The organism is Micromonospora sp. NPDC048839 (assembly GCF_040649915.1).
GTDB lineage: Bacteria > Actinomycetota > Actinomycetes > Mycobacteriales > Micromonosporaceae > Micromonospora.
Genome location: NZ_JBEZGL010000010.1, coordinates 1 through 23,422, shown reverse-complemented (window position 1 = coordinate 23,422; position 23,422 = coordinate 1). Strand labels below are relative to the sequence as shown.

At 69.9% G+C, this 23,422-nt stretch carries 25 protein-coding genes; 11 read left to right on the top strand and 14 right to left on the bottom strand.

Annotated features, from left to right (window positions below; all coding sequences use genetic code 11):
* The first annotated feature begins 28 nt into the window (after positions 1-28).
* Positions 29-1,285 carry an MFS transporter gene (locus tag AB0C25_RS19850; protein ID WP_357375109.1) on the top strand — a complete coding sequence of 419 codons (1,257 nt, stop codon included), beginning with the start codon at positions 29-31 and terminating at the stop codon, positions 1,283-1,285.
* On the opposite strand, the gene AB0C25_RS19845 is transcribed toward AB0C25_RS19850, so the two are convergent.
* The 6 genes from AB0C25_RS19845 to AB0C25_RS19820 are packed head-to-tail and all read right to left on the bottom strand — an operon-like array spanning position 1,261 to position 6,697.
* Complete coding sequence (locus tag AB0C25_RS19845) at positions 1,261-1,518, bottom strand: UBP-type zinc finger domain-containing protein (protein WP_357375107.1); 258 nt, start codon at positions 1,516-1,518, stop codon at positions 1,261-1,263. The genes AB0C25_RS19850 and AB0C25_RS19845 overlap by 25 nt on opposite strands.
* The gene (locus tag AB0C25_RS19840) at positions 1,515-3,086 is read right to left on the bottom strand and encodes a Na+/H+ antiporter (RefSeq protein ID WP_357375105.1); all 1,572 of its coding nucleotides are present in this window, start codon (positions 3,084-3,086) and stop codon (positions 1,515-1,517) included. The genes AB0C25_RS19845 and AB0C25_RS19840 overlap by 4 nt, the downstream gene beginning before the upstream one ends.
* A gap of 38 nt (positions 3,087-3,124) precedes the next feature.
* Positions 3,125-4,090 (bottom strand): TIGR03885 family FMN-dependent LLM class oxidoreductase, encoded by a 966-nt coding sequence (locus AB0C25_RS19835; RefSeq protein WP_357375102.1) that lies wholly within the window; start codon positions 4,088-4,090, stop codon positions 3,125-3,127.
* Between the two features lie 44 nt (positions 4,091-4,134).
* Complete coding sequence (locus tag AB0C25_RS19830) at positions 4,135-5,550, bottom strand: NADP-dependent succinic semialdehyde dehydrogenase (protein ID WP_357375100.1); 1,416 nt, start codon at positions 5,548-5,550, stop codon at positions 4,135-4,137.
* A 12-nt stretch (positions 5,551-5,562) separates the two neighbouring features.
* Positions 5,563-5,826, bottom strand: coding sequence for a DUF6343 family protein (locus tag AB0C25_RS19825; RefSeq protein WP_357375098.1), 264 nt, complete (start codon positions 5,824-5,826; stop codon positions 5,563-5,565).
* Between the two features lie 52 nt (positions 5,827-5,878).
* The gene (locus AB0C25_RS19820; RefSeq protein ID WP_357375096.1) at positions 5,879-6,697 is read right to left on the bottom strand and encodes an NAD(P)H-binding protein; all 819 of its coding nucleotides are present in this window, start codon (positions 6,695-6,697) and stop codon (positions 5,879-5,881) included.
* Positions 6,698-6,819: 122 nt separating this feature from the next.
* Between AB0C25_RS19820 and AB0C25_RS19815 the strand changes: the two genes are divergently transcribed.
* Both AB0C25_RS19815 and AB0C25_RS19810 read left to right on the top strand, forming a co-directional pair.
* Positions 6,820-7,410 carry an antibiotic biosynthesis monooxygenase gene (locus AB0C25_RS19815; protein ID WP_357375094.1) on the top strand — a complete coding sequence of 197 codons (591 nt, stop codon included), beginning with the start codon at positions 6,820-6,822 and terminating at the stop codon, positions 7,408-7,410.
* 120 nt (positions 7,411-7,530) lie between these two features.
* Entirely contained in the window at positions 7,531-8,382 is an 852-nt protein-coding gene (locus AB0C25_RS19810; RefSeq protein ID WP_357375092.1) for a GDSL-type esterase/lipase family protein, read from the top strand.
* A 17-nt stretch (positions 8,383-8,399) separates the two neighbouring features.
* Here AB0C25_RS19810 and AB0C25_RS19805 read toward each other — a convergent pair whose 3' ends face one another.
* From AB0C25_RS19805 to AB0C25_RS19795, 3 genes are all read right to left on the bottom strand, one after another.
* Positions 8,400-9,152, bottom strand: coding sequence for an EcsC family protein (locus AB0C25_RS19805; protein ID WP_357375090.1), 753 nt, complete (start codon positions 9,150-9,152; stop codon positions 8,400-8,402).
* A 49-nt stretch (positions 9,153-9,201) separates the two neighbouring features.
* Positions 9,202-9,348 (bottom strand): hypothetical protein, encoded by a 147-nt coding sequence (locus tag AB0C25_RS19800; protein WP_357375088.1) that lies wholly within the window; start codon positions 9,346-9,348, stop codon positions 9,202-9,204.
* Positions 9,349-9,455: 107 nt separating this feature from the next.
* Complete coding sequence (locus AB0C25_RS19795; RefSeq protein ID WP_357375086.1) at positions 9,456-10,301, bottom strand: peptidase M23; 846 nt, start codon at positions 10,299-10,301, stop codon at positions 9,456-9,458.
* A gap of 420 nt (positions 10,302-10,721) precedes the next feature.
* Between AB0C25_RS19795 and AB0C25_RS19790 the strand changes: the two genes are divergently transcribed.
* The 3 genes from AB0C25_RS19790 to AB0C25_RS19780 are packed head-to-tail and all read left to right on the top strand — an operon-like array spanning position 10,722 to position 12,812.
* Entirely contained in the window at positions 10,722-11,642 is a 921-nt protein-coding gene (locus tag AB0C25_RS19790) for a PAC2 family protein (RefSeq protein WP_357245585.1), read from the top strand.
* Between the two features lie 37 nt (positions 11,643-11,679).
* Positions 11,680-12,477 carry an exodeoxyribonuclease III gene (locus tag AB0C25_RS19785; protein ID WP_357375084.1) on the top strand — a complete coding sequence of 266 codons (798 nt, stop codon included), beginning with the start codon at positions 11,680-11,682 and terminating at the stop codon, positions 12,475-12,477.
* Positions 12,478-12,494: 17 nt separating this feature from the next.
* On the top strand, positions 12,495-12,812 hold the full coding sequence (locus AB0C25_RS19780; RefSeq protein WP_357245592.1) for an antibiotic biosynthesis monooxygenase: 318 nt from the start codon (positions 12,495-12,497) through the stop codon (positions 12,810-12,812).
* A gap of 255 nt (positions 12,813-13,067) precedes the next feature.
* Here the strand turns inward: AB0C25_RS19780 and AB0C25_RS19775 are convergent, their stop codons facing one another.
* The gene (locus AB0C25_RS19775) at positions 13,068-14,474 is read right to left on the bottom strand and encodes an IS4 family transposase (protein WP_357375081.1); all 1,407 of its coding nucleotides are present in this window, start codon (positions 14,472-14,474) and stop codon (positions 13,068-13,070) included.
* 707 nt (positions 14,475-15,181) lie between these two features.
* Here AB0C25_RS19775 and AB0C25_RS19770 point away from each other — a divergent pair.
* Positions 15,182-15,418, top strand: coding sequence for a winged helix-turn-helix domain-containing protein (locus AB0C25_RS19770; protein ID WP_357375079.1), 237 nt, complete (start codon positions 15,182-15,184; stop codon positions 15,416-15,418).
* Positions 15,419-15,440: 22 nt separating this feature from the next.
* Here the strand turns inward: AB0C25_RS19770 and AB0C25_RS19765 are convergent, their stop codons facing one another.
* Together AB0C25_RS19765 and AB0C25_RS19760 are read right to left on the bottom strand one after the other, a co-directional pair.
* Positions 15,441-16,781, bottom strand: coding sequence for a pentapeptide repeat-containing protein (locus AB0C25_RS19765; RefSeq protein ID WP_357375077.1), 1,341 nt, complete (start codon positions 16,779-16,781; stop codon positions 15,441-15,443).
* A 262-nt stretch (positions 16,782-17,043) separates the two neighbouring features.
* Positions 17,044-17,283 (bottom strand): hypothetical protein, encoded by a 240-nt coding sequence (locus AB0C25_RS19760; RefSeq protein ID WP_357375075.1) that lies wholly within the window; start codon positions 17,281-17,283, stop codon positions 17,044-17,046.
* 83 nt (positions 17,284-17,366) lie between these two features.
* Between AB0C25_RS19760 and AB0C25_RS19755 the strand changes: the two genes are divergently transcribed.
* Positions 17,367-17,699, top strand: coding sequence for an alpha/beta hydrolase (locus AB0C25_RS19755; protein ID WP_357375072.1), 333 nt, complete (start codon positions 17,367-17,369; stop codon positions 17,697-17,699).
* A gap of 18 nt (positions 17,700-17,717) precedes the next feature.
* Here the strand turns inward: AB0C25_RS19755 and AB0C25_RS19750 are convergent, their stop codons facing one another.
* Together AB0C25_RS19750 and AB0C25_RS19745 are read right to left on the bottom strand one after the other, a co-directional pair.
* Positions 17,718-18,449, bottom strand: a complete 732-nt coding sequence (locus tag AB0C25_RS19750) for a class F sortase (protein ID WP_357375070.1) — start codon at positions 18,447-18,449, stop codon at positions 17,718-17,720.
* Positions 18,450-18,454: 5 nt separating this feature from the next.
* Positions 18,455-19,075 carry a hypothetical protein gene (locus tag AB0C25_RS19745; RefSeq protein ID WP_357375550.1) on the bottom strand — a complete coding sequence of 207 codons (621 nt, stop codon included), beginning with the start codon at positions 19,073-19,075 and terminating at the stop codon, positions 18,455-18,457.
* A 209-nt stretch (positions 19,076-19,284) separates the two neighbouring features.
* Here AB0C25_RS19745 and trmB point away from each other — a divergent pair, with 209 nt between their 5' ends.
* The 3 genes from trmB to AB0C25_RS19730 all read left to right on the top strand — a co-directional run bounded on the left by trmB (position 19,285) and on the right by AB0C25_RS19730 (position 23,332).
* Complete coding sequence (gene trmB / locus AB0C25_RS19740; RefSeq protein ID WP_357375548.1) at positions 19,285-19,914, top strand: tRNA (guanosine(46)-N7)-methyltransferase TrmB; 630 nt, start codon at positions 19,285-19,287, stop codon at positions 19,912-19,914.
* Between the two features lie 103 nt (positions 19,915-20,017).
* A complete protein-coding gene (locus AB0C25_RS19735; RefSeq protein WP_357375068.1) occupies positions 20,018-22,531 on the top strand; it encodes a DUF3516 domain-containing protein in 2,514 nt (837 codons plus the stop codon).
* Positions 22,532-22,687: 156 nt separating this feature from the next.
* Positions 22,688-23,332, top strand: a complete 645-nt coding sequence (locus AB0C25_RS19730) for a hypothetical protein (RefSeq protein ID WP_357375066.1) — start codon at positions 22,688-22,690, stop codon at positions 23,330-23,332.
* Positions 23,333-23,422 lie beyond the last annotated feature (90 nt).

The following is a 23,422-nucleotide window of genomic DNA, read 5'->3' as shown; positions in this document are numbered from 1 at the left end:
CGCGCACATCGGACCTAGGGTCGGGTGTGTGGGCATCCGGGCGGGGATTCGGGGTCGCTGGCGGTCTTTGTCGCCGCTGCCGCCGCCGGGTCGGCTGCGTACCCTGTCGCTGGCCACGCTCGCCAACACCGTCGGGACCGGGCTGTGGGTGACCGGCTCGGCGCTCTATCTCACTCGCGTCGTCGGGCTGAGCCCGACGCAGGTCGGGCTGGGGCTCACGCTCGCCGGCCTGGTGGGGCTGACCGCCAGCGTGCCGCTCGGCGGGCTGGCCGATCGGCGTGATCCGCGAAACCTCCGGGCGGTCCTCCAGTTGGCGCAGGCCGCCGTTGCCGTCGCGTACCTGCTGGTCGGTTCGTTTCCCGCCTTCCTGCTGGTGGCCACACTGGACGCGCTGCTGATCTCCGGCAACCTGGCGGTCCGCGCCGCGCTTGTCGCCGCGGTCGGCGGGCCGGAGGGGCGGGTGCACGCCTTCGCGACCCTGCGCGCGGTGGCCAACCTGGGTGTGGCGCTCGGCGCGACGCTGGCCGGGTTCGCGCTGGTGGCGGACACCGGGTGGGCGTACCGGCTGCTCGTGGTCGGCAACGCCGCGACCTATCTGGTGTCGGCGGCGCTGATCATGCGACTGCCGGGTTATCCGCCGGTCCGGCGGTTCCGCCGGTCCGGCGGCGGTCGCGCCCTGCGCGACGGACGGTTCCTCGCGGTCGCCGGAGCGTCAGCCGTGCTCTCCCTGCACTGGGTGGCGCTGACCCTGTTGCTGCCCCTGTGGGTGGTGACCCACACCGATGCCCCGCCGGTGCTGGTCTCCGTCATGCTGCTGGTCAACACGCTGCTCACCGTGGTGCTGGCGGTACGGCTGAGCGGTGGCGCCCGGCACGCGCTGCCGGCGGCGGCGACGATGCGCCGGGCCGGGCTGGTGCTCGCGGCCGGGATGCTGCTCTGGGGAGCGACCGGCTTCGTCACCGGCGCGCTGGCGATCGGCCTGCTGCTGGGCGCGACGGTGATCTACACGCTGGGCGACCTGTGGCACGCCGGGGCCGGGGCGGCGCTGGCCTACGACCTCGCCGCCCCGGACGCCGTCGGTGCCTACCAGGGGGTCGACACCCTGCTCGCCGGGCTGGCCCGCGCGGCGGGGCCGGCGGTGCTGACCTGGCTGATCCTCGGCGGTGGTCCGCTCGGCTGGGTGGTCCTGGCCGGGCTCCTCGCCGGCACCGGCCTGGCCGTGCCACCGCTGACCCGGTGGGCTCTGACAAACCGCAGCGATCAGCCGATCTCCTCGTCGACGTAGCACCAGCGCCAGGTCTCGCCCGGCTGCACCGACCGGATCACCGGGTGGGCGGAGGACCCGAAGTGCTTCGTCGCGTGCTGGTACGGCGACGAGTCGCAGCAACCGACGTGCCCGCAGCTCAGGCAGGCCCGCAGGTGCACCCAGTCGGCGTTGCCGATGGCGACGCAGTCGGGGCACTCCTCGGTGGTGCGCGGCTCCACCGCGTCCGCCTCGGCCAGATGCTGGCAGCTCACTTCTCGACCTCCCGCAGCAACGACTCTTCCAGGTCCAGGTCACGATAGGCCCGCACCAGCACCTCCTCGGGGATCCGGCCGGAGTCCCGGGCAGCCCGGAAGACATCCCGCTCGGCGTCGATCATCTTCTGTCGTAGCCGACCGTACGCCTGCGACGGCGTTTCCCGCTCGGCGCCTCCGAGCCGCTCCCAGGCCAGGTTGTTGCGATCCTCCAGCGCGCGGCGCAACCGGTCGACCACCGCGTCGGGGGCGCTGTCGGCCAGCTCGTCGAGGCGATCCTGGGCGGCACGGCTGGCCTGTTGCTGCACCCCGGCAGCCGACAACGCGTCCTGCACCGGGTCGTCCTGGGGCAGCTTCAACCGGCGGGCGACCAGCGGCAGGGTGGCGCCCTGGCCGACCAGGGTGACCACGATCACCGCGAAGGCCAACCAGATGAACAGTGCCCGGGGGTACGGCTCGTCACCGGCCAGGGTCAGCGGCAGGGCCAACGCGGCGGCCAGCGTCACCACGCCCCGCATGCCGGCCCAGCCGATGACGATCGGGATCCTCGGTGACGGGGCCGAGTCCCGGCGGCGGACCCGGGGAACCAGCCGGGCCAGGTAGGTGGCCGGGAAGAGCCAGACGAAGCGGGTCAGGACGACCGTGGCGAGCACCGCGACGGTGATCAGCGCGAGCGACCCGGCCGGCTCGTCGAGGTCGCGCAGCACCTCCCGCAGTTGCAGGCCGACCAGGAGGAAGACCAGCCCTTCCAGCAGGAACCGGACCAACCGCCAGAACGCGGCGGTCTGCAACCGGGAGGCCGCCGAGAGCAGTTGGGACAGCTTGTGGCCGAGCGCCAGACCGGTGACCACCACGGCGACGACGCCGGAGGAGTGCACCGCCTCGGCGGCGAACACCACCGCGAACGGAATGATCAACGACAGGGCGTTGTCCAGCAGGGGGTCGGTGATCCGCCGGTGCAGGAAGCCGAAGACCACCGCGCCGAGCGCGCCGATCAGGATGCCGCCGCCGGTGGCCCGCAGCACCTCGATGGTGACGTCGGCGGCACCGACCGCCGAGCCGGCGGTGGCCATGGTGGCGACCCGCAGCAGCACCAGCGCGGTGGCGTCGTTGACCAGGCTCTCCCCCTCCAGGATGGTGACGACCCGGCGGGGCAGTCCGACCCGGCGCGCGACCGCGGTGGCGGCCACCGCGTCCGGCGGGGCGACCACCGCGCCGAGCGCCAGACAGATCGCGAACGGCACCTGCGGCAGCAGCAGGTGCAGCACGAACCCGACCACGAACGCGGTGAACAACACCAGGCCGACCGCCAGCAACAGGATCGGCCGAATGTTGTTCTTGAACGCCGGCACCGAGGTCTCCAGCGCCGCGACGTACAGCAGCGGCGGCAGGATGCCGACGAGCACCAGCTCCGGGTCGAGTTCGACGTGCGGGACGCCGGGCACGAAGGAGAGCGCCAGGCCGAGCACGACCAGCACGATCGGCGCGAGCAGGCCGAGCCGGCGGGCCAGCGCCGCACCGAAGGTGGCGATCGCCAGGAAGACGACGACCGGAAACAGGCTTTCCATGGGGTACGAGCCTAGGGGTCGGCGGATCCGCTCCTCGATCAGCCGGTCGACCGCAGCTTCGGCAGCACCTCCGCGCCGAACGCGTCGATGAAGCCGCGCTGCTCCTGCCCGACGTGGTGCAGGGCGATCTGGTCGAAGCCCAACTCGACGTACTCCTCCAGCCAGCCGACGTGCCGGCCCAGGTCGGCCGAGATGTTCACCATCTCGGCTACCCGCTGCTTCGGCACGTCGGCGGAGACCACGTCGAAGTGCTCGACGGTCTCCAGGTCCCAGCAGACCGGCGGGGCGAAGACGTTGCTGCGCCACTGGTCGTACGCGAGCGCCTCGGCCTGCTCCTGCTCCGGCGCCCAGGAGACGTGCACCTGCAGGTGCAGCGGGCCGCGCCCGCCGGCGTCCCGGTACGCGTCGATCATCTCGCGCAGGTGTGCCACGGGGGCGTTCACGGTGATCAGACCGTCCGCCCACTCGGCGCACCAGCGGGCGGTGGCCACACTGACGGCGGCGCCGACGAGCGCGGGCGGCTCCTCGGGGCGGGTCCACAGCCGCGCCCGGTCCACCCGGACCAGGCCGTCGTGGCTGACCTCCTCGCCGGCCAGCAGCGCCCGGATCACGTCCACGCACTCCCGCAGGCGCGCGGCGCGGACGTCCTTGCGCGGCCACGGGTCGCCGGTGATGTGCTCGTTGCTGGCCTCACCGGTGCCCAGGGCGGCCCAGAACCGGCCCGGGTACATCGCGCCGAGGGTGCCGATCGCCTGCGCGATGATCGCCGGGTGGTACCGCTGGCCGGGCGCGTTCACGACACCGAACGGCAGGCCGGTGGCCTGCAACGCGGAGCCGAGCCAGGACCAGGCGAAGCCGGACTCGCCCTGCCGGGCGCTCCACGGGGAGAAGTGGTCGGAGCACATGGCGGCGTCGAAGCCGACCCGCTCGGCGTGTTTCACCGCCTCCAACAGGGCGCGCGGACCGATCTGCTCATGCGAGGCGTGGAATCCGAACAGCGTCATGGGCGCACTTCCTACCCACGACGGCACCGGCTGATGCCTGCGAGCTACTCGGCGTGCGCACCGGCTCCGGCCGAGGCGGCACCCTCGCCCACCCAGACCGTCTTGGTGTTGCAGAACTCCCGCATGCCCAACGCCGACAGCTCGCGCCCGTAGCCGGAGTTCTTCACACCGCCGAACGGCAACTCCGGATAGGAGGTGGTCATGCCGTTGATGAAGACGTTGCCGGCGTCCAGGTCGGTGGCGAAGCGCTCCTGCTCGGCCGGGTCCCGGGTCCAGGCGTTCGAGCCGAGCCCGAAGCTGGTGCCGTTGGCGACCTCGATCGCCTCCTCGTACGACGACACCCGGAACAGGCCGGCGACCGGGCCGAAGACCTCCTCGGACCACATCCGCATCGTCGGGGTGAGGTCGGTGACCACGGTCGGCGGGTAGAACCAGCCGTCGCCGGTCGGCAGTTCGCCACCGCAGAGCACGGTCGCCCCGTTGTCCACGGCGTCGCGGACCTGGGCGTGCACCTCGTCGCGGCCACGCTCGCTGGCCAGCGGCCCCACGTCGGTGTCCGGGTCCATCGGATCGCCGACCCGCAGCGCGGCCATGTTCGCGGCGAACCTCTCGGCGAAGGCGTCGAACACGTCGGTGTGCACGATGAACCGCTTCGCGGCGATGCAGGACTGGCCGTTGTTCTGACAGCGGGCGGTGGTGGCCACCTCGGCGGCCCGGTCCACGTCGGCGGAGGGCATCACCACGAACGGGTCGCTGCCGCCGAGTTCCAGGACTGTCTTCTTCAGCTCCCGTCCGGCGATCTGGGCGATGGACCGGCCGGCCGACTCACTGCCGGTGAGCGTGGCGGCCCGGACCCGGGGGTCGGCCAGGATCGTCTCGACCGCGTCCGAGCCGACCAGCACGGTGGTGAACGCTCCCTCGGGGAAGCCGGCCCGGCGAAACACGTCCTCCAGCAGCAACGCGGTCTGGGGCACGTTCGAGGCGTGCTTGAGCAGGCCGGTGTTGCCGGCCATCAGTGCCGGCGCGGCGAAGCGCATCACCTGCCAGAGCGGGAAGTTCCACGGCATCACCGCGAGCACCACACCGATCGGCTGGTAGCGGATGAACGCCCGGGTCGCCTTCACGGCGTCGGCGTCGGCCGGCTCGTCGGCGAGGAACCCCGGGGCCCTGTCGGCGTAGAAGCGGGCGGAAGTGGCGCACTTGGTGACCTCGGCCTGCGCCGAGGCGTACGTCTTGCCCATCTCCGTGGTCATGATCCGGGCGATCTCGTCGCGCTCGGCGTCGAGCAGGTCGGCGGCGACGGTCATCCACCTGGCGCGCTGGTCGACGGTCGTCGTCCGGAGCTGCTGGTACGCGAGGTCGGTGCGCTCGATGGCACCGTCGAGTTGCTCGGTGGACATCGCCTCGTAGGTCTTGAGCACCTGGCCGGTGGCGGGGTTGGTGGTGGCGATGTGGGGCATCTCGTCCTCCTGTCACTCGAACAGCGAGTGTCGTACGCCCGGCTCCTCGCGGTGCCGGGCGGCGCGGCGGCGCTGGATCACGACCAGGTCGACCACGGCGACCACGGCGAAGATCGCGCAGACTACGCCGAGCCAGGCGATGCCGGCCCAGAACGCCAGCACCGCGAAGAGCACCATGATCACCAGCCCGAAGCCGGCAAGCGTGAGCCGGAGGTTCAGCGCGCTGTACGCGTGCCCCACCGTGCCACGGGCACGCCGGGGCTGGGATCTCGTCATGCCCAGGGACCTACCCCCGATCGCCAGCGTTAACCGGCCTCGGACGCCTCGGTCAGTCGCGCCAGGCGCCCCGCGAGGCCGCCTCGGCCGCGTACGCCGAGAAGTCCCGGGCGTCGCGACCGGTCAGCCGGCGCACGGTGTCGGTGGGCTCGGCGTGGCCGAGGTCACGCAGGGCCGTGAAGGCCACGATCTGTTGCTCGATCTCCTCGGCGGGGACGCCCAGCGGACCCAGCGTGGCCCGGTAGTCGTCGGCCGTGCCGAGGTGACGCACCGGTCGGGCCGCCGCTGCGCTGATGATCTCGGTCGCCTCCGCGAAGGTGATCGCCCGAGGCCCGGTGACCTCGTAGACCGCACCCGCGTGCCCGGGCTCGGTGAGGGCGGCCACCGCGACGGCGGCGATGTCGTCGGCGTCGACGAACGCCTGGCGTGCCCCGCCGACCGGCACGGCGACCTCGCCGGCCAGCACCGCCTCCCGGAACACGCCCTCGTCGAAGTTCTGGTCGAACCAGTCCGCCCGCAGGATCGTCCAGTCGGCGTCGGCCTCGCGGACCGTCCGTTCGGCGGCCAGCAGGCGCTCGTCGCCCATCGCCTCGATCGCCCGGCTGGAGAGCAGCACCACGTGCCGCACCCCCTGATCGATGGCCAACCGGACGAGGGCCGGCTCGACCGGCTGGCCGTCCGGTGCCATCAGGTAGACCCCGGACGCGCCGGCCAGCGCTGGCGCCCACGTCGACTCGACCGACCAGTCGAAGCGCACCGGGCCGTTGCGGGAGGCCGCGCGGACCCGGGAGCCCAGCGCCCGCAGCCGGTCGGCCACCCGTCGCCCGGTGGTGCCCGTCGCGCCGAGCACGAGGATCACTCTGTCGTCCATGTGCCCGAGTAGACCATCGGCCCCCGACAGGTTCCGACCGATCGGCTCCCCAGGCGGACGGCACCGGTGTGCTCGATTACATCCGTTCGCGTCGCGGCCCCCACTGCCCCCACGATGGGCGCATGTCAATGACCCTCGCCGTGCCGGTGACCGTCGCCATCGCCCGCCGTGTCGATCCGGCCCGGTCCAGCGAGATGGTGGCCTGGATGCGGGCCGGCACCGCGCTGGCCGAGGCGTTCCCCGGTTTCCTCGGCGCCGGCTGGGTGCAGAGCGGTCCCGGTTCGCCGGAGTGGCACATGCTCTACCGCTTCGCCGACGCCGAGACGCTGCACCGGTGGGAGGAGTCGCCGCAGCGGCACTGGTGGCTCAGCTCGGCGCAGGGCATCGTCGAGCACACCCGGGTCGAGCGGCGTACCGGCATCGAGGGCTGGTTCGACCCGCCGCTGGAGCACTCGGTGGAGGCGGTGGCACCGGTCGGGCCGGCGTCGCCACCGAGGTGGAAGCAGGCCGTGACGATCTGGCTGGCGTTCTTCCCGCTGAGCCTGAGCGCCACCCTGCTGACCAGCCACTTCCTCGCCGCCGTGCCGTTGGCGGCACGGGTGCTGCTGATGACGCTCTGCCTGACTCCGCTGATGACCTATCTGGTGCTGCCCCGGATCACCCGGGCGCTGCACGGGTGGCTGCACGGCCAGCCGGCACCGCGGCGGGATTAAAGCACCTCGCCGACCTGACGCCGACACTCTGCCGCATACCCGACAGCAACTTCCCGGTGAACCACCTCCTACGCATAGAGTTACCGCGCTGTCGCTCTGCGCTGCGGAACGGGGGACGTCATGCCTCGACGGTGGGTCGCCGCGCTGGCCTGTCTCGTCGCGCTCGTCGCGTTGGCCTGCGAGGGCGGCACGTCCGCGACACCCCGCCCCACCAAGAGCGCACCGCCGTCGAGCGGGCCGGGCGGCATCGCCGCCCTCGGTGACTCGATCAGCACCGGCTTCGCCTCCTGCCTGGTGCTCACCTCCTGCGAGCGCAACTCCTGGTCCACCGGCGACGGGCTGCGGGTGGAGAGCCACTACCGGCGGCTGCTCGACCAGAATTCGGCGATCCGCGACCGGACGTACAACCACGCCCGGGCCGGCGCCCGCGCGGACGCGCTCGAAGGTCAGGCCCGGGCGGCGGTACGCGACCGTCCCGACTACGTCACGGTGCTCATCGGCGCCAACGACATCTGCCGGGGCGGGGTGGACGCGATGACACCTGTGGCGCGGTTCCGGGCCGACGTGGACCGGGGGCTGCAGGTGCTGCGGACCGGCCGGCCCAAGGCCCGGGTGCTGGTGGTGAGCATCCCCGACCTGTACCGGCTCTGGGAGGTCGGGCACGAGGATGCGCGGGCGGTCCGCGCGTGGCGGCGGGGCATCTGCCCGGCCCTGCTGGCCGAGGCCACCTCGACGGCGCCCGCCGACCAGGCGCGCCGGGTGGCCGTCCGGGATCGGATCGACGCGTACAACGCCGAACTGGTCGCGGCCTGCCGGGCGTACGGCTCACGCTGTCGCCACGACGGCGGCGCGGCGCACAAGGTCCGGTTCACCCTGGACCTGCTCAACCCGCTGGACTGGTTCCACCCCAACGCCAGCGGCCAGGACCGGCTCGCCGCGGTGACGTGGCGACCCTCCGGGATGGCCGGTTGACCCTCCCGAAGGGGCGGTCAGGGTTGGCGGGGCCCCGGCAGCGCGCTGCCCCGGGGGCGGTAGAGCACCCGGGAACGCTGCGCGAGGTCCTTCGTGGCCGACGAGTTGGCCCAGGTGCCCAGCACGATGGCCGCGCCCGGGACGATCTTGGCGACGATCCGCTTGGCGGCTCGGACGCCGGCCATCTGGGCCAGCCGGACGCCGAGCTGCAGCATCACCCGACCGAGTGGACGCTGGCCGCCCAGGCCGAAGAGCGCGTCGGCGCGTTCCCGGCCGGCGGCCACGCCGAGCGCCAGCCGGGCGCTCTCGGCGACCTTGTGCACGCGCTGCAGCACCAGCAGGTCGGTGGCCCGGTCGCTGTGCAGCGGATCGACGTCGTACGCGGCGGCGATGTGCAACACCATCCGCGCCTGGGTCCAGGCCAGGACACCCACGTCGATCACGGCACCGGGTAGTCCGGCCACGCCGGAGACCGCACCGGACAGCCGCGCCAGGTTGACGAACTTGCGGGCCGCCTGATCGGCCAGGGCGTCGGACGACACCCCGGGCTGCTCGGCACGGGCCCGGTCGGCCCACTGCTCGGCTTCCGGCCCGAGCCGGCGCACCGCCTCCAGGGCCAGGTGCTCCGGGGCGTACTGGGGGTCGTCACGCATCCGGTCCCAGAGACGGGCCGGCGGACCCTCGGGGGCGTCCGCCGACCCGGCGGGCAGATCGACGGACGGCTGGGGAGTAGGGGCGGGCTGGCCGCCGGCGGGCGGAGTGTCGGTCACCGGGTCTCCCCTGGAATGGGAATGGCGGACAGGGCGGCCGATGGAGCGGTCAGCGGCGGCGGTTGGAGAACCGAGCGGCCAGACCCTTGAGCTTCTGCTGGTTACCGGGCTTGGCCATCTCCTGACGACCCCGCTGAACCAACTGCTGCCCCTTCGGCGATCTCAAGAACGTGGTGATCCGCTGCATCAGTGACATGGCGTCCTCCTGTCGATGGTCCCTCTGTACATGTGTACCCCGAACCCGCAACACATGTACCCGGGATGCGACAGCCTCAACCCTGACCGTCCACAGTGGCCGGAAGACTACCGCCCCGCCGGCGCGATGGCGTCGACGACCCGGGTGGCCCGCCATTCGTGCTGCTGGTAGAACTCGGGGTACGCGGAGACCTGCACCGCCTGGGCCGCGTCGGTGAGTCGCATCCGCTCCCAGCCGGGCACCTGCTCCAGCGCGGAGAGGAACTGCCGGGTGGCGAACTCGGGGTCCATCAGCCGGCCGACCGGACCCCAGCCGCTGCTGGAACGCTGCTGGAACAGTCCGACCGAGTCGTGGTCCCAGCCGACGCCCTGGTGCGGGTAGTCCTGCGACTCGGGCAGCACACCGCTCGCCACGTTGTAGAGGTTGCTCTCCTGCATGGCGGTGGCGACCGCGATCACCAGACCCCGCCGGGGCACCCCCATCTTGCGGCCGGCACGCACGATCGCCTCGGCGTTCTCCATCTGGTCCTCGTCCAGCCCGACCACGGGCGCCGGTTTGGTCGGGCGGGCCGGAGCGGCCTTGCGGGCGGGTGCCGTGGTGTCCGGGTCGGCGGGGGTCGCCGAGGCGGACGGCGCCGGGACAGCGGCGCGGTCGAGACCACGCGAGGCGACGCCCTGCTCGGCCCGCTGGGCAAGCTCCGAGCTGGCGGGCCGGGCGGAGCGGGTCGCCGCGCCGGGCTTCTCGTCGCAGACCTGGGCCACGACGGTCAGGCCGAGGCAGCAGACCACACCGGTGGCCAGCGCCAGTTGGGTCCGGCGTCGACCGGTCAGGCCCCGGGCGTACGCCCGGAGTCGACTCGCGGCGGTTGTCCGTTCGGCTGAGGTGCCATCCTCCGTATCGGCAGTGGGGCTGCTCGGGGCGTACGGGTCGTCGAGGGTGCCGTCGTCACGCATCAACCGAGGCTAGGCACGGCGGCAGTCCGATCACGCACGGTGATCACGTGGTGATCGCCACAGATCGGGGCCGCACTGGTGGACGTCCCGGGCGGGTCGACCCGCCCGGGGAACGTTCCTCGCGTACCGGATGAACCCGGCGGCGCACGCAGACCGGCACGGCCGGTGTCAGGCCCGGACATCGGGCCTGCGGCCCTGACATGATCGACAAACTGGGCCGATGGGTCGAACCACCGATCGGCCGATCGGCTGACCACCGCCACCTGGCGGCGTAATCAGGCGAATAGTCCGGTCACGCCCATCCCCCGGGCGACGAATCGCCCGGCGCAGGAATGCGCCAGGATGGCGGGTACGTTGCCCGAACGGGTGCCCTCCGTCGCGTCGGCGCCCCGCAGGCACATTTCAGGGAGGTCCGCACCGGTGCTCGACCCACACGAGCTCTACCAGCTCACCGACGATTTGCCCGATCTCGGGCAACCGGTCCTGATCCAGGCCCTCACCGGGTTCGTGGACGCCGGCAACGCCAGCCGGCTGGCGCGCGAGCAACTGCTCACCTCGCTGGAGGGTCGACCGATCGCCACCTTCGACGTCGACCAACTCTTCGACTACCGGTCGCGACGACCGGTGATGACCTTCGTCGAGGACCACTGGGAGAGCGTCGACGCGCCCAAGCTGGAACTGCACCTGCTGCAGGACGACGACGAAACCCCGTTCCTGCTGCTCACCGGCCCCGAGCCGGACCTGCAGTGGGAGCGGTTCGTGGCCGCCGTGGCCGGGCTGGCCACCCGGCTGGGCGTCCGGCTCACCGTGGGGCTCAACTCGATCCCGATGGCGGTGCCGCACACCCGGCCGACCGGCGTGACGGCGCACGCCACCCGCCCCGAGCTGATCGCCGGATACGAGCCCTGGCTGCAACGCGTCCAGGTGCCCGGCAGTGTCGGCCACCTGCTGGAGTTCCGCCTCGGCGAGCAGGGCCGCGACGCGTTGGGCTTCGCCGCCCACGTGCCGCACTACGTGGCGCAGACCGAATACCCGGCCGCCGCCGAGGTGCTGCTCACCTCCGTGTCACGCAGCACCGGGCTGCTGCTGCCCGGTGACGGGCTCCGCTCGGCCGCCGAGGTCGTCCGGGTGGAGATCGACCGCCAGGTCGCGCAGACCGAGGACGCCGCCGCCCTGGTCCAGGCCCTGGAGGAGCAGTACGACGCGTTCGCCCGTGGTCGGGGCGAGAAGAGCCTGCTCGCCCCGGACGCCGGCCCGCTGCCCACGGCCGACGAACTCGGCGCGGAACTGGAGCGGTTCCTCGCCGAACAGACCCGTCCCGGCGACACCCCGGGCAGCTGACCCGGCATACCCGGGACGGATGCGGCAGGCTGGGGGCATGCGCCTGGCGACCTGGAACGTCAACTCGGTGAAGGCCCGCCTCCCCCGGCTGCTGGAGTGGCTGGCCGACACCGGGCCGGACGTCGTCTGCCTGCAGGAGACCAAGTGCCCGGACGGCGCCTTCCCGGTGACCGAGGTGGGCGAGTTGGGCTACACCGTGGCCAGCCACAGCGACGGCCGGTGGAACGGCGTCGCCATCCTGTCCCGGGTCGGGCTGGACGACGTCCGGGTCGGGTTCGCCGGCGAGCCCGGCTTTCCCGACCCGGAGGCCCGCGCCATCTCCGCCACCTGCGACGGAGTGCGGGTCTGGTCGGTGTACGTGCCGAACGGCCGGACGCCCGACGACCCGCACTACGCGTACAAGCTGGCCTGGTTCGCGGCGCTGCGCGACGCGCTGGAGGCCGAGCTGGCCGGCGGGCTCCCACTTGCCGTCTGCGGCGACTTCAACGTCGCCCCGACCGACGCCGACGTCTGGGACCCGGCGGTGTTCACCCACTCCACCCACGTCACCCCGGCCGAGCGCGCGGCCCTCGCGGCACTGCGCGACCTGGGCCTCGTCGACGTGGTGCCGACCCCGATGAAGGGGCCCCACCCCTTCACCTACTGGGACTACCGGGCCGGGATGTTCCACCAGAACAAGGGCATGAGAATCGACCTGGTGTACGCGTCCGCGCCGTTCGCCCGCGCGGTCGGTTCGGCCTACGTGGACCGGGAGGCCCGCAAGGGCAAAGGCCCCTCCGACCACGCCCCGATCGTCGTCGACGCGGAGCTGGTGCCCGCCGTGGAGGGGTTCTGAGTGGCTAGGGTGGGCAGATGGCAGTCGTGAAGATCAACGCAATCGACGTCCCTCCCGGCGCCGGCGCGGAGTTGGAGAAGCGGTTCGCCGCCCGGGCCGGCACGGTGGAGAACTCCCCCGGCTTCCTCGGCTTCGAGCTGCTCCGCCCGGTGGCCGGCGAGACCCGCTACTTCGTCTACACGAAGTGGGAGAGCGAAGAGGCGTACCAGGCGTGGGCCGCCGGCCCCTCACGCGCCGCCCACGCCGCCGCTCCCGGCGAGAAGCCCCGGCCACCGGTCGCCAGCGGGGCCAGCCTGCTGGAGTTCGAGGTGGCCCTGCACGTCCCCCAGCCCTAGCCACCTCCCCCGGAGCTAGCCAACTCCCCGCCAGCCCTTCAGGCACGGATGAAGTCCCCGCCCTCGACTCGTCGGGCAGCAGTTTCACCGCACTTGCGCGGATCTTGGCCACGCCACGCCGAGGCGGAGCGGGGCGGGTTCAGGCGCGTCGAGGCAGGTGTGGAGCGGCATCTGGTGCCTTGATCGTGCTCGATCCTGGATGTAGGCCCCTCCCCGCGGCACGAGGCCACTACATCCTTGTCAACACCGTTGCGTTTAGCTTCGTGAGCGGGAGGCAAGCCCGTTTTCGAAGGTCGTGATGTGGGCGTGGAAGGTGTAGGTCTGTGTGGTCGCGGGATGGTGTTTGGTGTTTGGGCTGTATTTGCTGGTGGGGTTTTTGCGGGTGCGGGCTTTGACGCGGTGGCGGCGTGTTGTGGGTAGGAGGTTGGCCAGCACGGCTTGGCCTATCGCGCCGAGGAGGTTGGTGGGGTCGTCGGGGAGGACGGCGCTGGCGGTGGTGATTGTGGTGGTGGCGGCTTCGATGAGGATGGTGAAGCTGATCCGGTCCATGTCCAGGCCGGGCTGGGTTGACGCCGTGTCCGCGGCGGCGCGGATGAGGGCTTGGTAGGCGGTGAGCATGGCGTAGACCTCTTGCTCGAGGCCGGGGATGCTGCGGGAGCGTAGGACGCGGCCGTGGAGCATGGTGGCTTTGATTGAGTAGTAGGTGGTTTCGGCTTGCCAGCGTTCGTGGTAGAGATCCACGAGTTCGCGGGCGGGGTAGCGGGTGTGATCGAGCAGGCTGGTGATCAGCCGCCATTGTTCCGTTCGTGTCGTGCCGTCGGTCAGGGTGACGGTGATGTGCGCTTCGATGATCCGCAGGAGGAGCAGGGTGGGCAGGGTGCGGTAGCCGATGCGGGTCAGGTAGGAGCCGTCGGGCAGGCGTTGGGTGATGGTCGGGCGGCGGCAGGCGGTGGAGCGGATGAGGAACTGCGCGCCGGTGGCGCTCACGTCGTTGAGGAATTGCGCGGCGTCGAAGCCGGCGTCGGCCAGGAGCAGCATGGTGCGGTCCAGGACGCCTATCAGGCGGTGGGCGTAGGGCAGTTCGCCTCCTTCGTCGGGGCCTAAGGTCGCGGCGAGCAGGGCGCGGGTCCCGCACTCGATCACCACGAGCAGCCGTAGCAGCGGGTAGCCGAACTCGCGTCGGTCTCCCATCCGTTTGCGGTAGTGCCAGGTGACCTGATCGGCATCCGGCACGTGCAGGTGAGTGCCGTCGATGGCCACGGTACGCAGACCCCGGTAGAACACACCGGGCTGGCCGGACGGGCCGACGACACCGGCCAAAGTCTCGAACAGCCGACGAAGCGGCGCTACGCCGATCCGGCGGCGGGCGTGCGACAGTGATGAGATGCTCGGCCGGGTCAGGGACAACTCCGTCAGGGCAGCGGTCAGCTTTACCCAGGTCGCCCGGTAGGAACAGTGCTCGAACAGGGCGAGCGCGAGAACGAAGTACACCACGACCCGAGACGGCAGCAGCCGTAGCCGCTTCTCGCATGTCCCGGTCTCCTCCAACAAGGCGTCGACCAGGTCGAAGTCGATGATCTGGGTCAACTCACCCAGATGGCCAGGCGCGTACACACCCCCGGCCACCTCGACCGACCGAGTGATGACAGACTTCTCCTGCAACGGGACTCCTGAGACTCGATCTTCTTGCTCGACACAAGTTGATCTATCAGGAGTCCCGTTCTCACTATCCAGCAGGGGTTGACTCGCCCATCACAGCCCTAATGCAACGGTGTTGACATCCTTGTTCGAGCACGATCTTGACCGGGCCGGGCGCGCGGTGGGGCGCGCCAAGGGCAGGCCCGGCCGCGGCTGACTGTCACCGCTTCTGAAACATGACTGAGACGACTTCCGCGGTCAGCTCGATTGCCCAATCAAGCTGTGGACATTCGTTACGACCGCGGCACTCGAGACACCCGCCCACCCGCCACGGCTGGTCAAGTGCCCGAGTCCAGTGCGCGTCGAGTATCCGCTGCACCATGAACAACTCGGTCGCCCTCGAGATCGGCTCATCGATGGGCACCACGGCCCCCGTCCGACCGCCTCTCGCTCCAAGACGACCCCAGCGGGCCAGTCCGCACCTTGGCGCAGCCCACGTGCGTCTCGTGTCCAGAGATCCACGCAAGCTCACGCCGAAATCGGAGGATTCGCCGCTTCGGTCCCTGCCTACTGTGATCCGCCACGGTTCCGCGCCTCCCAGTCGCTCTCCAAGTGCATCCCGGCCTTACCTAGACACCCTAGACGCTCTAGACGCCTAGGGGAACGTTGGCGTTGAGGCTGTTTCGTGATCATGGTCGAATGGGGTTGCCCGAACCGGAGGAACCCCCGACATGCCGATACCGACCGGCGGCTACCGTCAGATGGCCGAAGACTTGGCCTCCCGCATCAGAGGCGGTGAGTATGCGCCAGGCGACAAGTTGCCGTCTTATGCTGAGCTGTCGAAGCTCTACAGCCTTGCGGTGACCACAGTACAAAAGGGCATTAGGGTTCTAGAGTTTCAGGGATTAGTGGTCGGCGTACCGGGTCGAGGTGTGTACGTCCGGGAGGATATCAACCCCAATCCCTAACCCCGTCAGGCTGGCAGAGTGGCTATACCTCGTATGATTCGGTGTCACGAGTTGCCCTAGCAGGAAGACCGCCAGATGGTGGTTGCGGAAAGCGCAGCTTATACCTCTGCTCGGGATCGGCGTGTTTCAACTCTGATCCCACTCTGGTGACGTAGCCAATGTTTGCTGAATGCCTACTGAATTCGAGGGCATACCCCTCCGGCCAATCGTGCTGTCTGCGAATTGGAGCAGTCGCTCTGCTGAAGTCCGGGGGATCGCCAGAAATCTCCCGAAAGTCGACATCACCTCCAAATGCAACATGATCAAACGATGCCCTCAGAATGAAGTGCGCACCTCGAAACGAGGCACCTCCACGAAATTTGGCACCGGGACAACTAAAGACTCCGGCTCTCGCGGAGTAGAAAGACGCATTGCCGTCGAACTGCGCACCGCCAAATAGTGCGGCAACCTCAGCGAACATCCCGGCAAAATTGGAGGGACCAATTAGCCGGGCTCTAGCCAAGTCGAGGATTCGAGGCGAACAACGACTGAAATCGAAATCCACAAGAACTGCGTTAGTCAAGTCAACGTCCATTAGCCGCCAGAAGTGCGGCTTTCCAACGGGCTCCAAGTCGTTACCGTTACCGACGACTGCGTCATATTGCAAATGAGTAGCGATGATTCGCTGGGCAGTCGTCCTAACCTCAAGTTCATGGTGGCGCTTCAACTCATCGTCGCCAAGTTCGGGAATCTCGTCGCCCTCCGGGATTGGCTTTGGCGGAGTAAAGGGCATACGGAGATAGGAGCAAATCAAATTCATCACGGTCTGCCGGTGGTTGGGGTTGTCCTGCCCAAGCCTTTGCAATGCATAAAGAGCGGCCATGCGTACGGGAGCTTTCTCCGAACCCAACTGCTCCGCAGCCTTCACGTAAAGCTCGGTCAGCCTCTTTTCTGCCGCATCATGCTTAGTGTCGAGAGCGGTCATGTTCTTGTACTCTTGGTCAGCGTAGTCAACCCGCTCTTTCACATATTGACGACGAAGTGCCACGAATAGAGCAATCAGCCCGCCGGCACCAGCCCCCACGGCTAGGCTGTTGCGGATAACATCGACACGCAATTGAGCGATACGAACTGCAAGGTCCGGCGAGTTGGTCGAGTCCGCCGGGACCTGAGCTGCATTCAGCATAAGTAGGGCTGCGAGCGCGGTGATGGCAAGAGCGACAACAGCAAGGACTATCAGAGTCGCAAGGTGAATAGGCTTATAGGTACGAAGCTTTGAGACCTTCTTAGGCTTATCACGTCGCTCGGCCTTGTGCTCAGACCACTTCTGGCGCAGGAAACCGGCAGGCTTGATGCGTTTATACCACTTCGGACGGTCGACCATCCCTGGATTATCGCGCACGACAGCAACATTGGTCTACCCCCAATTGGTCTTCACCGACAGCCGGAGGCGCTACTCCTATGGCTTAGCTAACCGTGCGCATTCCGAGAATTATGGTTATGAGATCGGTGCCGCCTGCTGGGTAGTAGTCCTCGGAGATGCCAACGGTTTCTAACTTGAGGCGTACCTCTTCCGGCGTGAGCACAGTCATCGGCGCAACGCGTGCTTTTAGGCGACGATTCGATCCCAGCGCGTCAGACCTTCGTCACTGTTGTTGACGTGTGGTTCGTAGAACCATATTTAGCCCTTCCGCTATATCGGCTAGACCGTACTCAGCGGCCGCACCTGTCGGGAAGGTGTGAAGATTGAATTTGGCAATGCCTAGGTCGTTGACAATCTCCTTCACTACTTCGATGTTGCCATTCAATCTGGCGGACAAGATGCTTACAATCATGGTCGGCACACCCAATAGTTGATAATCTTGCTGGTTGTATTCGTGTCCCACTCAATAGTGAAGTTCGAATTCGTCTGGGCTGTCATCACCCAAGTGACGATTACCCCGTCAGTGAGCTCGACACCTGGCCCGAGGTGAAGGACGCCTTCCCGGCCGAGGTGCGGGCGGCGTACGTCAGGCAGTTCAGCGATCCCGCCCGGGTCCACGCGATCTGCGAGGAGTTCCGCGCGGCCGCGACGCTGGACTACCAGCAGGACGAGGCGGACCGCGGCAACCGGAAGATCGGCTGCCCGGTGCTGTTTCTCTGGAGTCAACGTGGTCAGGTCGCGAAGCTCTACGACGAACCGCTCGCCATCTGGCGCGAGTGGGCCGACGACGTACGCGGCGAGCCGGTCGGAGTGGGGCACTTCATTCCGGAGGAGGCCCCCGACGAGACCACCCGCCAACTCCTCGCCTTCCTCAGCTGACGCAGGGCCGGGCTCGGGTCAGGGCTTGCGGGAGGACTGGAGGGTGGCGAAGGCGATCACGTTGTCGGCGTAGCCGGTGCGGCCGCCGATGAACTGGCCGCCGCAGGTGATCAGCCGCAGCCCGGCGGGTCCGGCGTCACCGTAGATGCGGTCGGCGGGCAGTCGGTCCTTCGGGAAGTGCTCGACGGTGTCGACCTTGAAGACCACCGTCGACCGGTCCGCCCGGGCCACCTCGACGAGGTCGCCCGGCTTGAGCTTGCCCAAGTCGTAGAAGACCGACGGTCCGCTCTTGGTGTCCACGTGCCCGACGATCACCGCCGGACCGGGTTCACCGGGCGTGGGACCGCGGTCGTACCAGCCGGTCTCGTTGTGCCGCTCCAGCGGCGGTACGGCGATCGAGCCGTCCCGCGCCTGCCCGACGGGTGCCACGGGCGCGGTCACCTTGATCGCCGGGACGCTGAGGCGGACCGGGCGGCTGGCCGACAGTCCGGCCGACTCGCTGCGTGCCGGCCGGTCGCCACCGGCCGGTGCCAGGTCGAACGGGCCGACCGAGCGGCCCAACCCCGCCCCGGTGGCGAAGACCCCGACCAGCACCAGCACCACGGCCACCGGCACCGACCAGGGGCTGCGTCCGGGCGGACGACTGCGCCGCGGCGTCACCGCGGTCGCCGGACGGGCAGCCACCGACGGGCGATCCGAGGCCGGCGGGCGCTCGTCGGGCGGCGGTGGCGTGGGGCGGAAGATCTCCATGGCGGTCAGTGGAGTCCGATGCCACGGGTCGCACGCGGTCGGCGCAGCGCCAGCACGGCGAGGATCAGGCCGGTGACCGTCAACGCCGCGCCGACGGGCAGCAGCAGTTTGCCGGTCACGCCACCGGCACCGCCACCGAAGCCGGTGGCCGGGCCGCGACTCGGGTGGGTCGGGACCTTCTTCACCACCTGGAGCATGGTCGAGGCGGTCTCGCCGTCGCGGCACTCCAACTTGACCCGGTAGTTGCCGGGGCGGGTGCGCTCCCGCACCATCGGCGCGGCGGTGAGCACCCCACCCTGCGGCTGGACGCCGACCGCGCCGAAGGCGTCGGAGACGACGGTGGCGCCGACCGAGTTGTTCTGGCAACTGGCCCGGATCCCGACCAGGTAGCCGGGCTGCACCGTGCTGGGGCTCACCTCGACGAAGATGTCGATCGGCGTCGGCTGGGGTGCGCCACCCGCTGGGCTTTCGGGCTGCGGCGCGGGAGCGGCGAGCACCGAGGCCGCAGTGGCGGGAGCGGCGAGCACCGAGGCGGGAGCCGCGAGCGCGGGAGGGGTGGCGAGCAGGGGGCCGGCGAGAACGGTCAGCACCGCCAGGGTCACGCCGCCGCGGGTCACTGCCACGATGCCCCCCTCTCGACGCCGCGCGGCCGAGTCGGGCAGCGGAGCAGCCGACCTGCCGTACCAGTTGGATCCTCTCATTTCCGGTCGCACATCACATCCGATTCGCTGGCGAGGTCGCGTACGCTCGATTGGCTGTGACCGCCACCGAGCATGACCCCGCCGTCCCGCCCGTGAGCCGGACGATCCGAACGTTCCACCCCCGCCGGGGGCGGATGAGCGACCGGCAGACCGACGCGCTGAGCCGGCTCTGGCCCGCGTACGGCCTGGATGTTCCGGACGGACCGGTCGCGCCCGTCGACCTGGCCGACCTGTTCGGTCGTCGGGCGCCGGTGGTGCTGGAGATCGGTTCGGGCATGGGTGACAGCACCGCCGCGATGGCTGCCGCCGACCCGGATCGAGATTATCTGGCGGTCGAGGTGCACACGCCGGGAATCGCCAACCTGCTCGACCTGGTGGAGCGCGGCGGCCTGCGCAACGTGCGGGTGGCGCAGGGCGACGCGTTGTCCCTGGTCAGCGGCCTGCCCGAGGGCGTGTTGGACGCGGTGCACGTCTTCTTCCCGGACCCGTGGCCGAAGTCCCGCCACCACAAGCGGCGGATCATCCAGCCGGCGCACGTGGCGCTGCTGAGGTCCCGGCTGCGCTCCGGCGGCACGCTGCACTGCGCGACCGACTGGGCCGAGTACGCCGAGGCGATGCGGGAGACCCTCGATGCGGACCCGGAGTTGGTGGACACGTACGGCGGCTTCGCGCCGCGTCCGGCGCACCGGCCGGTGACGAAGTTCGAGCGGCGGGCGATCACGGCCGGCCGACCGGTGGCCGACCTGCTCTACCGCCGACGGTGACGCGCTGGCCCGTCCCGCCGACCCGCACCCGGCGGCCCGGACGGGGGTCCGGTGGACGCCGGGTTGGCGTAGCGGGGCATGATCCAGGCACCATGGACGGGATATGACGCTCACCGCCGCGCTGCCGACAAGCGCAGACCCCGACACCCTGTTCGACGCGTTCGCCGGCTGGGCGAAGGATCGCGGCCTCGACCTCTACCCCCATCAGGAGGAGGCGGTCATCGAGATCGTCTCCGGCGCCAACCTGATCATGAACACGCCCACCGGCTCGGGTAAGAGCCTGGTGGCCATCGCCGCGCACTTCGCGGCCCTCGCCGACAACCGGACGACCTTCTACACCGCGCCGATCAAGGCCCTGGTGTCGGAGAAGTTCTTCGCGCTCTGCGAGGTCTTCGGCGCCGAGAACGTCGGCATGCTCACCGGCGACGCCAGCGTCAACGCCGACGCCCCGATCATCTGCTGCACGGCGGAGATCCTGGCCAACCTGGCGCTGCGCGAGGGCACGAAGGCCGACGTCGGTCAGGTGATCATGGACGAGTTCCACTTCTACGCCGAGCCCGACCGGGGTTGGGCCTGGCAGGTGCCGATCATCGAGCTGCCGCAGGCCCAGTTCATCCTGATGTCCGCCACCCTGGGGGACACCACCAGGTTCGTCGACGACCTGACCCGGCGTACCGGGCGGGCGACCGCCGTCGTGCGCACGGCGGAGCGGCCGGTCCCGCTGATCTTCTCGTACGCCATGACGCCGCTGCACGAGACACTCGAGGAGCTGCTGGAGACCAAGCAGGCCCCGGTGTACGTGGTGCACTTCACCCAGGCGGCCGCGCTGGAACGCGCCCAGGCGCTGATGAGCGTCAACGTCTGCTCCCGGGCCGAGAAGGACATGATCGCCGAGGCGATCGGTGCCTTCCGGTTCACCTCCGGCTTCGGCAAGACGCTCTCCCGGCTGGTCCGGCACGGCATCGGCGTACACCACGCCGGCATGCTGCCCAAGTACCGCCGCCTGGTGGAGACCCTCGCCCAGGCCGGCCTGCTCAAGGTCATCTGCGGCACGGACACCCTCGGCGTCGGCATCAACGTGCCGATCCGGACGGTGCTGTTCACCGGCCTGTCCAAGTACGACGGGGTCCGCACCCGGCTGCTCAAGAACCGCGAGTTCCACCAGATCGCCGGGCGGGCCGGTCGCGCCGGTTACGACACCATCGGCCGGGTCGTGGTGCAGGCCCCCGAGCACGTCATCGACAACGAGAAGGCCCTCGCCAAGGCCGGCGACGACCCGAAGAAGCGGCGCAAGGTGGTCCGCAAGAAGCCGCCGGAGGGCTCGATCGGTTGGGGCCAGCCCACCTTCGACCGACTCGTCGACGCCGAGCCGGAGCCACTGACCTCCAGCTTCCAGGTCAGTCACTCGATGCTGCTCAACGTCATCGGTCGACCCGGGGACGCGTTCACCGCGATGCGGCACCTGCTCACCGACAACCACGAGGAGCCCACCGCCAAGCGCCGGCACATCCGCCGGGCGATCGCCATCTACCGGGCGTTGCGCGCCGGCGGGGTCGTGGAGGAACTGCCCGAGCCGGACGAGACCGGCCGGCGGATCCGGCTCACCGTCGACCTCCAGCTCGACTTCGCGCTCAACCAGCCGCTCTCCCCCCTCGCGCTGGCCACCATCGAGTTGCTCGACGCCGAGTCCCCGTCGTACGCGCTCGACGTGCTGAGCGTGATCGAGTCGATCCTCGACGACCCCCGGCAGATCCTGTCCGCGCAGCAGTTCAAGGCCCGCGGCGAGGCGGTCGCCGCGATGAAGGCCGAGGGCATCGAGTACGAGGCCCGCCTGGAACTGCTCGACGACGTGACCCACCCGAAGCCCCTGGCGGAGCTGCTCGAGGCCGCGTACGAGATGTACCGGCAGGGCCACCCGTGGGTCGCCGACCACCAGCTCTCCCCCAAGGCCGTCGTCCGCGACATGTTCGAGCGGGCGATGACCTTCACCGAGTACGTGCAGTTCTACGGGCTGACCCGCTCGGAGGGCCTGGTCCTGCGCTATTTGGCCGACGCGTACAAGACGCTGCGCCAGACCGTGCCCGAGGACGCCAAGACCGAGGAGCTGATCGACCTCATCGAGTGGTTGGGTGAGCTGGTCCGCCAGGTCGACTCCAGCCTGATCGACGAGTGGGAGCGGCTGCGCAACCCGTCGGACGTGGCCGAGGTGGCGCAGGCGCACGCCTCCCTGACCGACCGGCCGCCCGCGGTGACCCGCAACGCGCGGGCGTTCCGGGTGCTGGTGCGCAACGCGCTGTTCCGCCGCGTGGAGCTGGCCGCGCTGCGCCGCTGGGATCTGCTCGCCGAGTTGGACGGCGGCGACGGCTGGGACTACGACGCGTGGGCCGACGCGCTCGCGCCGTACTTCGAGGAGTACGACTCGATCGGCGTCGGGCCGGACGCCCGAGGCCCGGCACTGCTCATGATCGAGCAGGGTCGGGAGCGGTGGACCGTCCGGCAGAGCTTCGACGACCCCAACGGCGACCACGACTGGGGCATCAGCGCCGAGATCGACCTCGTGGCCTCCGACGAGGTCGGCGCCGCGGTCGTCCGGATCACGGACGTGGGCCAGCTCTAGCAGAGGTCTCGACAGGGGGTCGTCCGCACGGCGGGCGGCCCTCTTTGTCGCGTTTTCCGCACCCCCGTTTTCGCTGGGCGATGTCAGACCCGTCGATTAGAATGTATGTACTAATCGAGTTCCTGACCTGCAGGATTACGACTAGGGAGGACGCCCGTGACCGCTCCCGCCTCCACGCCCCTCACCCCGTACGCCACGCTGCTCGGTTTCACCCGCTACGTCGACCGCACCGGCCCCACCAAGGCGACCTTCGTGGGCGGGCTGCGCAAGCAGCGCGCCAGTCGGTCCGGCTTCAACCCGCACGGCCAGTTCGTCAAGGCGCTCAAGGCCGACATCGCCTTCCACACCGGCGGCACGCACCTGACCGGGGTGGTCGACCTGGTCAAGCCACGTTGGCGCCCGCTCTACCAGGCGCTCGTCCCCGGGGCCACGGCCTGGTTGCACTCCCTCGGCGAGCCGGCCGCCGTCGACCTCGCCCAGACCCGCGACGCCCTGGCCATGCTGGGCGACCTGCCCGTCAAGATCAACCCCCACTTCGGCGTACGCCACAGCGACGGGCGCGCCGAAGCGGTCCGCCTGCACTTCGACGAGACCCCACCGAGCGAGGAATCGGTGCTCGCCGCCCTGCACCTGATGGCCCGCCACATGGACGCGGTGCTCCCGCACGCCGAGCCGGTCCTGGTCGACGTGCGCCGTGGCCAGGCCCACCGCATGCCCGGCGACGCCAAGCCCGACCAGATCGAACGCTGGCTGTCCGGCGAAGCCGCCGCCTTCCGAGCCATCTGGTCCACCGCCGCCTAACTCGAAAATCGAACCGTGCGTAGACACGCGGCAGCATCCCGCGTCGCGAAGCGGCGTGGGATGGGTCGTGGTGTGGCGGTGGTTAGGCGG